This window comes from Corallococcus sp. 4LFB (genome assembly GCF_046520365.1).
Lineage (GTDB): Bacteria > Myxococcota > Myxococcia > Myxococcales > Myxococcaceae > Corallococcus > Corallococcus caeni.
In genome coordinates this window covers 1-9,860 of record NZ_JBKGHJ010000332.1, presented here as the reverse complement: position 1 = coordinate 9,860, position 9,860 = coordinate 1, and the positions used below count along the sequence as shown (strand labels likewise).

Here is a 9,860-nt window from a genome sequence, read left to right as displayed (position 1 = left end):
GGCGTGGCCACGGACGCCAGCCGCACCGACAGGATGTTCGCCACCACGCCGCCCGCCAGGGTGAGCCCCGCGCCCAGCACGGCGCCCAGGCCGTAGTCGCACGAGGGTGGGGCGGGCCTCCGCGACCTGGCCCTCCTCGCCCAGGTCGTTGAGGCGGGAGCGCACCAGCAGGGACCCCGCGGCCGCGCCGCTCGTCGCCACCGTCCACGCGGGCGACAGGCCCAGCCCGTAGGGCAGGCCCACCAGCAGCAGCCCCAGGCCACTCAGGAGGCCCCGGTCCCACCGGTCTCCGCGCGCGCACGCCAGCACCACCGCGGCGGGGACCAGCCACGTCAACGGCACCGGCAGGCCCATGCGCAGGCCCAGCCACTGCACCAGTCCCGCCCCGGCGCCTGCCGCCAGCGCGCGCGTGACGGTGTGCTCGAAGGCTTCGCGGTGGTGGAATTGCAACACGGCGGCATTCATCGGGACACCCCGGGAGCGGCCTCACGGGCCGGGAATGTCCCTTCGAACGCGCGGCGCGCTCAAAAAGGTCTACGCCTTCGGACGCGAGATGGGTCCTGGCTTTCCCTTCGTCACGCGGAGGTAGTCCGCCGGGGCGAGGACAAGCTGCGTCCCGCGCACCCCGGCCGACACGGCGACCTCGTCGAACAGCTCCAGCGTCTCGTCCACGAAGACGGGGTAGTCCTTCTTGCCGCCCAGCGCGGTGACGCCGCCCCGGATGTAGCCGGTGAGCGGCTGCAACTCCTTGAGGGGGACGGTGTCCACCTTGCGGTCGCCGGAGAGCCGCGCCAGGGCCTTCAAATCCAGCTCCGCGTTGCCGGGCACCACCGCCATCAACACGCCGGTGCGGTCCCCCCTGGCCACCAGCGTCTTGAAGACCTGCTCCGCGGGCAGGCCCACCTTGGCGGCCACCGTCTCTGCGGACAGGTCGTCCGGATCCACGTCGTAGTCGCGCAGGCTGTACGCGATGCCGAGCGAGTCCAGCAGCCGGGCGGCGTTCGTCTTCATGGACGTCACATCCCCAGGGCGGTGGCCGCGGCCTTCACGCGCTGGAGCGCGTCCTCGGGCGTAGTGCCCACCGCGGACAGGTGGCCCATCTTGCGGCCCTTGCGCGCGTCGCGCTTGCCGTACAGGTGCAGCCGGACGCCGGGCATCGCCAGCGCCTGCGCGAACCGGGGCCCGCCTTCCTTCAGCCACAGGTCGCCCAGCAGGTTCACGATGGCCGCGGGGCGCACCACCTCCACGGAGCCCAGGGGCAGGTTGCACACCGCGCGCACGGCCTGCTCGAACTGGCTCGTGAGGCACGCCACTTCCGTGGAGTGGAAGCTGTTGTGCGGCCGGGGCGCCACCTCGTTCACCAGGAGCGCCCCGTCGCCCAGCAGGAACATCTCCACCACCAGCAGCCCCTCCACCTTCAGCCCGGAGGTGATGTCGCGCGCCACCTGCGCCGCCAGCGACAGCACGGCCTCCGGCAGCGGGCCCGGCAACAGCGACCACGCCAGGATGCGCTCCTCGTGGTGGTTGAACGCGGGCGGGTACACCGCGAGCTGCCCATCCGGCCCGCGCGCCACCAGCACGGACAGCTCCGCCTTCAGGTCCAGCGCGGCCTCCACCACCACGGAGCGCTCGCCCAGCTCCTTCCACGCCACGGCCGCCTCGGAGGCCGCCTTCACCTCGTACTGGCCGCGCCCGTCGTAGCCGCCCTCGCTGGACTTGATGAAGCACCTGCCGCCCAGCGCGGTGATGGCCGCTGACAGCTCCGCCTCCGAGTTCGCCTCGCGCCACGGGCCCAGCGGGAAGCCGCCCTTGGCGAGCCACGCCTTCTGCCGGCCGCGGTGCTGCACCACCTCCAGCACGGAGGCGCCGGGCCGCATGGGCGCGTGCCGGGCCACCGCGTTGAGCGTGGCCAGCGACACCTTTTCAATCTCCAGCGTCACCACGTCGCACTGGCGCGCCAGGTCCTCCGCCGCCACCGTGTCGGAGAAGGACGCGGTGAGGCAGCGGTCCACCACGGAGCGGGACGGGCACGCCGAGTCCGGATCCAGCGCCTGCACCTGGTAGCCGAGCGTGCGCGCGGCGAGCGCCATCATGCGCCCCAACTGGCCGCCGCCCAGGATGCCCAGTGTGCCGCCGGGAAGCACCATGGGGCCGCTCATCCCGCCACCTCGCGCTGCGCCAGCACCTCGTCCGTGCGCGCCTTGCGCCACGCGCCCAGCCGCTCGCGCAGCTCCGGGTACTTCAGCGCCAGGATGGCCGCCGCGTGCAGCGCCGCGTTGGCGGCCCCCGGCTTGCCAATGGCCTGCGTGCCCACCGGGACGCCCTTGGGCATCTGCACGATGGAGAGCAGCGCGTCGAAGCCGGAGAGCACCGTGGTGGGCATGGGCACGCCCAGCACCGGCAGCAGCGTCTTGCTGGACACCATGCCGGGCAGGTGCGCCGCGCCGCCCGCCGCGGCGATGATGACGCAGAGGCCCCGGCCCTCCGCGCTGGACGCGTACTCCATCATCCAGTCCGGGGTGCGGTGCGCGGACACGATGCGCACCTCATGCGGGATGCGCAGCTCGGCGAGGATGTCGATCGCCGGTTGCAGGTGTTCGAGGTCGCTTCTGCCGCCCATGATGACCCCGACCCACGGGGTGCTCGCGCTCGCCGCCATGCTTGTCCGCGCCTCCAGTGCGCCCTGCTTCCAGGGGGTGAAGCCTGGAAGAACGCGGAGATAGGGCTACGCGATTCCGGAGGTCAACCGCGAAGATGTGACGTCGCGATGAAGGGCGGGCAGGGGGACGGGCCCTGGCCCCTCGCACGCCCCAGGGGCGCTCAGTACGTGGAGCCCATGCGCCCGAAGCTCTTGAGCGCCTTCACCTTGCTGTTCTTCACGGCGGCCTTCTGGGCCTCCTCGGTCTCCGCGTCGTCGTATTCCTGCATCGCGCGGGCCTGGTCTGCCTGATCCGCCGCCACCGCCGCCGCGCCCGCCACCGCGCCCGCCTCCTGGAAGAGGGCCTGGTTCTGGTGGAGGTAGCCCTTCGCCTCGTCCTTCCTGCCCAGGCTCATCGCCTCCGCGGCCTTCTGGAGGTTCTGCGCGCTGCGGGCCCGGGCCGCGTACACCGTGGCCTCCTTGTCCTGGCGCTGGACGACCTCCTCCTGCACGTCGGTGGCCACCGCGGCCAGCGTGGACTGGTCCTCCACGTTCTTGTGCACGAGCAGGTCCGTGTACGCGACCTTCAGCCCCGCCACCTGCACGGACTGGCCCGGCGCGGTGCCCGTCACGTGGAGGCGCGCCACCACGCGCTCCACCTGGCCCGCGGAGAAGTCCGGCAGCGCCACGCGCACGGTGTTGCCGGCCTGGTGCGCGCGGTAGCCCAGCACCTCGTCCAGCGTCGTGCCCGGGGGCAATTCGAAGGACAGCTCCACGTTGCGCGCCACCGCGGTGGTGGCCTGCTGCAGGTCGCGCTGGAAGAGGGTGGACAGCTTGCTCGCGTCCTCGAGGAAGCCGTACGCGCCCGCGCCGTACTCCGCGAACGCCTGCATCAGGTCCTCGTTGAAGTCGGTGCCCACGCCAATGGAGCTCACCGTGATGCCGGAGGCGCGGATGTCCTTCACCACGTTCTTGAGCCCCTCCTCGTCGGACACGCCCTCGGTGGGCTGGCCGTCGCTCATCAGGATGAGGCGGTTCACGCTGGCCCCGTTGCCCATGGCGGACGCCAGCTGCGTGCGGCCCACCGACAGGCCCGCGCTGATGTTGGTGCCGCCGTCGTCCCAGATGCCGTCGATGAACTGCATCATCCGCTCGCGGTTGCTCGCGGTGGCCGGCAGGGACGGCAGGCTCTTCACGTCACTGCCGTAGTGCACGATGGCCAGCCGGTCCTCGTCGCGCAGGAGCGTCACCAGGTGCCGCGCGGCCTGCTTCGCCTGCTGGAGCTTGTAGCCGCTCATGGACCCGGACCGGTCGATGACCACCGCCAGGTTCACCGGGCTCCGCTTCGCCCCGGGCACCTCCGCGCCGGTGAGGTCCACCGTCACGTACGTCTCCGACGCGCCCACCGGCACATAGGGATGCGACAGCCGGCTGGTCACCTGGAGGCTGCCGGACGACGAGCGCGGCCCGGGGGCCGGAGTGGGCAGGGGGGGCGCCGGGGTCGTCACGACGACCCGGGGCGGAAGGCCGCCCCGGTGGGGCATGCCCAGCACCAGCGCGGTGAGGGCAAGGCCACCAGCCAGGGCGAGGAACAGGACCGTACGATTCATGGCAGGGCTCCAGAGGCGTTTGGAAACGCGGGCCCTGCCTTTACGAACGGGGGGCGCGAAAAGGTCTAGCCCTTTCGCGCGAGGCGACTGTTCAGTGCGCCGTTCAGGTGCCCTGGGCCGCCGGGGTGGCGCCCGCGCAGAAGTAGGGCGAGTTGTTCTCGCCGAAGGTGCGCCGGTAGAAGCCCTCGTCGGCGGCGCGGATGGCGTCCAGCGTGTCCTGATCCAGGAGCAGGGGCCGGCACGTCATGCGGTCCTTGAGGCCCACCTCCACGTCGTCCACCGTGCGGGTGATCTCGCAGCCCGTCGTGGTGCCCTGCACGCACTCCTTGCTGCAGTAGCCCAGGGCCGGCGCCTCTGGGTCCTGGCTGCGGGGGCTCAGGTCGTCGCGCACGCAGATGAGGTCCTCGCACTCCAGCGAGCCGAAGGAGATGAAGTCCTGCTCCGCGGCGATGTCCTTCTCCTTGACCTCCACCACCTCGCGGCCCTGCTCCTCCCGCTCCTGGTCCGTGGCCTTGCGCACCAGGTTGCACGGCTTGCCCAGCTCGGTGGTGACGTCGCAGCCTCCCAGCAGGAGGACGGCGGACAGGAAGAGCGCGGATCGCACGAACATCTTTGAGACCTCTAGGAAGGATGGATGCAGGGCGTCCGGGGGGAGGACGCCGGAACCTCGAAACGGTAGCACACCGGTTCTTCGCGCCAACCACTGACCCTGGGGGCGCTAGCGCAGTGGAATTGTGAAGCGATACGGGAGGAATACAGAGGAAGCAGGCGCATCGTGGCGGTTGATGGTTGGGAATACGACCGATAGGATGGTGGGGCTGATGTCATGCTGCCTTCCGGTGGCAGTACGTTCCCTCCCCCCACGGAGCGCCCGGACTTGAACCGCCCCACGCTGCTGCTTGCGCTGAGCCTGATGTGGCCCGCGCTGGCCCCCGCCCAGAACCAGGAAGGCATGGGCCTCGATCTGACCGAGGACGCCCAGGCCAAGCCACCCGAAGAGAACCCCGCGCCGCCGCCGGACGAGGAAGCCCGTCCCGCGTCGCCGCCTGTCGCAGCCCCCGCGAAGGACCTCCCGGTCGAAGCGCTGATGCCGCTCACGGACATCACCCAGGACGACCGGGTGAAGAGCGTGCAGCGCAAGGTGTACCTGAAGAAGAACCGCCTGGAGATCTCACCGTTCGTGAGCATCTCCGTGAACGACCCGTTCTATTCGAAGTTCGGCGGCTCGCTCCGCGCGGCCTGGTACCTGTCGGACACGCTGGCCATCTCCGCGCGCGGTTCGCTGATCCAGGTGCTCCCGTCGGATGACGTCCGCACGGCGAAGCGCACCTTCAACAGCAAGATCTACAACTCCGTGCCGAACTGGTCCGCCATGGGCGACCTGGAGTGGGCGCCGCTCTACGGCAAGGTGTCCTTCCTCAACTCCATCCTCCACTTCGACGGCTACCTGCTGGGCGGCATGGGCGTGGTGAGGACGGAGACGTCCGCGCTGCCCGAACGCGGCCTCAACCCGGCCTTCGACCTGGGCCTGGGCATGCGCTTCGTCACCAAGGACTACCTGGCCGTCAACGTGGCCCTCATCAACACCTCCTACGTGGACCAGCCCCTGGGCAGCAGCAAGGGCGCCATCCAGAACGTCATGACCCTCAACGCGGGCATCTCCATCTTCCTGCCCCTCAAGTCGACGGGGAGGGAGTCCGAATGAAGCCCGCCTACCGCCTGCTCCTGACCCTGGTCGCGCGGGCGTGCCCGCGCTCGCCTCCGCCGACCAGGCGCCCGCGCCGGCCGCGCGGCGCCGCACCGGCTCCGGCGACCCCGGCCCCGAAGACGGCGGCGAACTCGAACCCGCCCACCACCTCCCAGGAGGAGGAGGCCGGCGACGTGTCCGAGGTGGACAAGGACGCCCTGGGGCCCCTTCGCGAGCGCATCCGGCCGGTGTCCGGCCACATGTTCCTCAAGAAGGGCCGCTTCGAGATCAGCCCGTCCGCGTCCATCACCATCCGCGACGCGTTCTTCAAGAAGTACCTCTTCGGCGGCACCGTCACCTACTTCCCCATGGAGACGCTGGGCGTGGGCGTGCGCGCCGGCTACGCGCTGAACAGCGTGGCGGGCTCCGCGCAGATCTGCACCTTCACGGAGGGCGACGGTGGCGACACCCGCGGCTGCCGTGCGCCCACCCAGGGTGAGCTGGACGGGTACGCGCCCGGGCAGATGACGCTCATGGGCGGCGTGGACGTCCAGTGGGCGCCCATCTACGGCAAGCTGTCGCTGCTGGCGGAGAAGTTCGTCCACTTCGACATGTACGGCGTCGTGGGCGCGTCCGTCGTCCAGTACAAGGGGCCGGCGGAGTCGCTGACGGATGGCACGCCCGCCGCGGGCAGCAAGTCGTACCTCACGGGCGGCGGCAACGTGGGCGTCGGCCTGCGCTTCTTCTTCAACCGGTGGATGACGCTGCGCACGGAGCTGCGCGACCTCATCTACGTGGAGAAGGGCCGGGACCCCACGCCCAACTACCTCCGCAACCAGATCATGTTCGAGCTGGGCCTGTCCTTCTTCTTCCCCTCCGGTTCCTAAAGACTCATGCGCACCCACCGGTTCCTCCGCCTCGCCGTCCTCGGGCTCACGCTCGCGTACACGGCCCCCACGCTGGCCCAGTCCTTCGAAGGGCTGGACCTGTCGGGCCAGTCGAAGAAGAAGAAGAGGGGGTCGTCTTCCAAGGCCTCCTCCAAGAAGAAGACCTCCGCCAAGCGCGGCAAGGGCAAGACGGCCGCTCCGGCCGAGGACACCCAGGAGTCCTCCTCCGCCACGACCGCGCCCATGGGCAACCCGGCCACGCCGCCCGCGGCCGTGACGACGACGCCCGAGCCGGCGGCCACCGCCGCGCCCGCCTCCAAGCCGGCGCCGCAGCCCAGCCCCGGGCTGGGCCTGGACCTCACGGGCGACAATGACAAGCCGCCCGCGCCGACGATGACGTTCGACGCGGTGGACGTGTCCGGCAAGACGGCGGACCGCCAGCGCCTGGACGCGGCCATCAGCCTGTTCAAGAACGACGAGTACGAGAAGGCCGCGATGGCGTCCCACGAGCTGTTGGGGGACCCCAAGCTCCAGGGCCTGCACGTCGAGGCGCGCTACGTGCTCGCCAAGTCGCTCTACCGCATGGGGCTGTACCACTCGTCGCTGGGCGAGTTCTCGAAGATCCTCGCGGCGGGCCCGTCCACGAAGTTCTTCAAGACGAGCCTGGAGTGGCTGTTCTTCATCAGCCGCAAGACGCAGAACGAGACGGTCATCCTGGATGAGATCGCCCGGTACGCGAACTACGAGTTCCCGGAGAAGTTCCGCAACGAGTTCCGCTACCTGCTGGCGCGCTACCACTTCGTGCGTGGCCGCGCGCTGGATCAGGTGGGCCAGACGGAGAACGCGGACAAGTCCTTCGAGGAAGTGAAGCGCCTGGCGCTGACGATTCCCCGCACGGATCCGTTCTACCCGCGCGCGAAGTACCTGGAGGGCCTGGCCTTCTTCCGCAACGGCACGAACCACAAGGACGCGGCGGCCAAGCGCGGCAACACGGACGTCATGGCGTCCGTGGAGGCGATGAAGGAAGTGGTGCGCCTCACCCGTCCCGTGGCGGGCCGCACCGGCGAGCAGGCGAAGCTGGACAAGTCGCTGCGCGAGCTGGCCTTCATGCAGCTGGCCCGCACGCACTACGGCATGCAGCAGAACCGCTTCTCCATCTTCTACTTGAACAAGGTGGAGCGCGGGAACACGCAGTGGCTGGAGGCCCTCTTCGAGTCCTCCTGGGCCAACTACCGCATCGGCCAGTACGAGCAGGCGCTGGGCAACCTCATCACCCTGTCGTCGCCCTTCTTCCGCGAGGAGTACTTCCCGGAGGCGCTCATCCTGAAGGCGGTCATCTATTACGAGAACTGCCGCTACCGGGAGTCCAACCTCATCCTCCAGGACTTCGAGCGCACCTACCTGCCCGTGCACGACGAGCTGGACGCGCTGGTGAAGAAGGACATGGAGGCGTCCGAGTACTACACGGTGCTCGCGGACGTGCAGAAGAAGAACAAGGACGGCCTGGAGAAGAACGGCACGGACGTCATCCTGGAGCGCATCCTGCGGCTGGCCCTCACGGATCAGGACCTGAAGAAGACCAACGACTCCATCCTGGAGCTCGAGGGTGAAATGGACCTGTTCTCCCAGAAGGGCGACACGTTCAAGTACTCGGAGCTGACCAAGCAGCTCCTGGAGGAGCTGAAGGTCCAGCGCACCAGCCTCATCTCCAAGGCCGGCATCATGGCCAAGGGCAAGCTGGAGTCGGAGCTGGGGGCGCTCAAGCTGCTGTTGGCCAACGGCCTGCGCATCAAGTTCGAGACGACCACCAAGGAGAAGGAGTTCCTGGAGGAGCAGCTCAAGGCGGGCGGCCGCACGGCCATCGTCAAGAAGTACAAGTACTCCGTGGCGGTGGCGGACGATCAGCTCTACTGGCCCTACGAGGGCGAGTACTGGCGTGACGAGCTGGGCACGTACCAGTACACGATGACCAAGGGCTGCATCGAGCGCGACACGGCCAACCGTCAAATCCAGTCCGCCGAGGCGATGTAGACGCCTTGCGCTGAGAGTGGGATTGTTCCCGGCCGCCGGAGCGCCCCGTACGCGCGCTCCGGCGGTCTTGTCTTTTCCAACGGTCCCTCGAAGGGACGAGGGGAGTGGAAGTTGGCTCGGGAGGCGTCGCTGCGGGTGGTGTTCGGCATCGCCGTCCTGGACCTCATCGGGTTCGGCATCCTGATTCCGCAGCTGGGCGTGTACGGCGTGCGCTTTGGCGCTTCCCCCTTCGCGGTGGGGCTGCTCGTCGCGGTGTACTCGCTGATGCAGCTGGTGGCGGCGCCGGTGATGGGGCGGCTGTCGGACCGGTTCGGCCGGCGGCCGGTGCTGCTGGTGTCCCAGGTGGGCTCGCTGGCGGGCTACGTGCTGTTCGCCTTCGCGCACACGCTGCCCCTGCTGTTCCTGTCGCGCATCATCGACGGCGTGTCCGGCGGCAACGTGTCCACCGCGCAGGCGGTGGTGGCGGACATCACCAGGCCGCACGAGCGCGCGAAGGGCATGGGCATCATTGGCGCGGCGTTCGGGCTGGGCTTCGTGCTGGGGCCCGCGCTGGGCGGCGTGCTGGGGGCGTGGGGCGGCAACCTGGCCATCGGCCTGTTCGCGGCGGGGCTGTCCGCGCTGAACCTCCTCAACACCTGGTTCTTCCTGCCGGAGACGCGCAAGCCCGGCTCTCCGTCCGCCACCACGCGCACGCTGAAGGGCTCCCTGGGCGTGTTGACGCTGCCCGTCGTGGGCCGGTGCGTGGTGCTGGTGCTGCTCTACACGGCGGCCTTCGCGCAGATGGAGGGCACCTTCTCCGTCTACCTGCTGACGCGCTTCCTGTCCTCCGGGCCGGTGCCGCTGGAGGGCGGGTGGCTGGTGCACGCGGTGCATCCGGACGCGGCCATCCTGAGGGAGGCGAGCCTGCGCTCCGGGGCGCTCTTCGCGGTGGTGGGCGTGCTGTCCGCGCTGGTGCAGGGGGGGCTGGTGCGCCGGCTGGTGGCGCCCGGGCATGGCGCGTCCGGCCA

Annotated in this window: 9 protein-coding genes and 1 pseudogene; 4 read left to right on the top strand and 6 right to left on the bottom strand. The window is 69.8% G+C overall.

Going from position 1 to position 9,860, the window contains the following annotated elements; genetic code table 11:
* The 6 genes and pseudogenes from ACLEQD_RS28930 to cglC all read right to left on the bottom strand — a co-directional run.
* Nucleotides 1-453, bottom strand: a pseudogene (locus ACLEQD_RS28930) (hypothetical protein); the annotation flags it as partial.
* Between the two features lie 81 nt (nucleotides 454-534).
* Nucleotides 535-1,011: a Cys-tRNA(Pro) deacylase gene (gene ybaK / locus ACLEQD_RS28925; RefSeq protein WP_410388417.1), complete on the bottom strand. Its 477-nt coding sequence runs from the start codon at nucleotides 1,009-1,011 to the stop codon at nucleotides 535-537.
* 5 nt (nucleotides 1,012-1,016) lie between these two features.
* On the bottom strand, nucleotides 1,017-2,159 hold the full coding sequence (gene purK, locus ACLEQD_RS28920) for a 5-(carboxyamino)imidazole ribonucleotide synthase (RefSeq protein ID WP_410388415.1): 1,143 nt from the start codon (nucleotides 2,157-2,159) through the stop codon (nucleotides 1,017-1,019).
* The gene (purE, locus tag ACLEQD_RS28915) at nucleotides 2,156-2,659 is read right to left on the bottom strand and encodes a 5-(carboxyamino)imidazole ribonucleotide mutase (RefSeq protein ID WP_410388413.1); all 504 of its coding nucleotides are present in this window, start codon (nucleotides 2,657-2,659) and stop codon (nucleotides 2,156-2,158) included. Before purE ends, purK begins: the two co-directional genes overlap by 4 nt.
* 161 nt (nucleotides 2,660-2,820) lie before the next feature.
* Nucleotides 2,821-4,248 carry a vWA domain-containing protein gene (locus ACLEQD_RS28910; RefSeq protein WP_410388411.1) on the bottom strand — a complete coding sequence of 476 codons (1,428 nt, stop codon included), beginning with the start codon at nucleotides 4,246-4,248 and terminating at the stop codon, nucleotides 2,821-2,823.
* A 103-nt stretch (nucleotides 4,249-4,351) separates the two neighbouring features.
* On the bottom strand, nucleotides 4,352-4,858 hold the full coding sequence (gene cglC / locus ACLEQD_RS28905) for an adventurous gliding motility lipoprotein CglC (protein WP_410388410.1): 507 nt from the start codon (nucleotides 4,856-4,858) through the stop codon (nucleotides 4,352-4,354).
* 267 nt (nucleotides 4,859-5,125) lie between these two features.
* On the opposite strand from cglC, the gene ACLEQD_RS28900 reads away from it, so the two are divergent.
* From ACLEQD_RS28900 to ACLEQD_RS28885, 4 genes are all read left to right on the top strand, one after another.
* Nucleotides 5,126-5,953, top strand: a complete 828-nt coding sequence (locus ACLEQD_RS28900) for an outer membrane beta-barrel domain-containing protein (protein ID WP_410388408.1) — start codon at nucleotides 5,126-5,128, stop codon at nucleotides 5,951-5,953.
* Complete coding sequence (locus ACLEQD_RS28895; RefSeq protein ID WP_410388406.1) at nucleotides 5,950-6,822, top strand: outer membrane beta-barrel domain-containing protein; 873 nt, start codon at nucleotides 5,950-5,952, stop codon at nucleotides 6,820-6,822. The genes ACLEQD_RS28900 and ACLEQD_RS28895 overlap by 4 nt, the downstream gene beginning before the upstream one ends.
* A 6-nt stretch (nucleotides 6,823-6,828) precedes the next feature.
* Nucleotides 6,829-8,853 (top strand): adventurous gliding motility protein GltC, encoded by a 2,025-nt coding sequence (gene gltC / locus ACLEQD_RS28890; RefSeq protein ID WP_410388404.1) that lies wholly within the window; start codon nucleotides 6,829-6,831, stop codon nucleotides 8,851-8,853.
* 111 nt (nucleotides 8,854-8,964) lie between these two features.
* On the top strand, nucleotides 8,965-9,860 hold an 896-nt coding region (locus ACLEQD_RS28885), incomplete at its 3' end, for an MFS transporter (protein ID WP_410388402.1).

Coding starts and splice junctions, on each gene's coding strand:
- cglC (WP_410388410.1), bottom strand. CDS start 4,858: ATGTTCGTGCGATCCGCGCTCTTCCTGTCCGCCGTCCTCCTGCTGGGA.
- ACLEQD_RS28910 (WP_410388411.1), bottom strand. CDS start 4,248: ATGAATCGTACGGTCCTGTTCCTCGCCCTGGCTGGTGGCCTTGCCCTC.
- ybaK (WP_410388417.1), bottom strand. CDS start 1,011: ATGAAGACGAACGCCGCCCGGCTGCTGGACTCGCTCGGCATCGCGTAC.
- ACLEQD_RS28895 (WP_410388406.1), top strand. CDS start 5,950: ATGAAGCCCGCCTACCGCCTGCTCCTGACCCTGGTCGCGCGGGCGTGC.
- gltC (WP_410388404.1), top strand. CDS start 6,829: ATGCGCACCCACCGGTTCCTCCGCCTCGCCGTCCTCGGGCTCACGCTC.
- purE (WP_410388413.1), bottom strand. CDS start 2,659: ATGGCGGCGAGCGCGAGCACCCCGTGGGTCGGGGTCATCATGGGCGGC.
- purK (WP_410388415.1), bottom strand. CDS start 2,159: ATGAGCGGCCCCATGGTGCTTCCCGGCGGCACACTGGGCATCCTGGGC.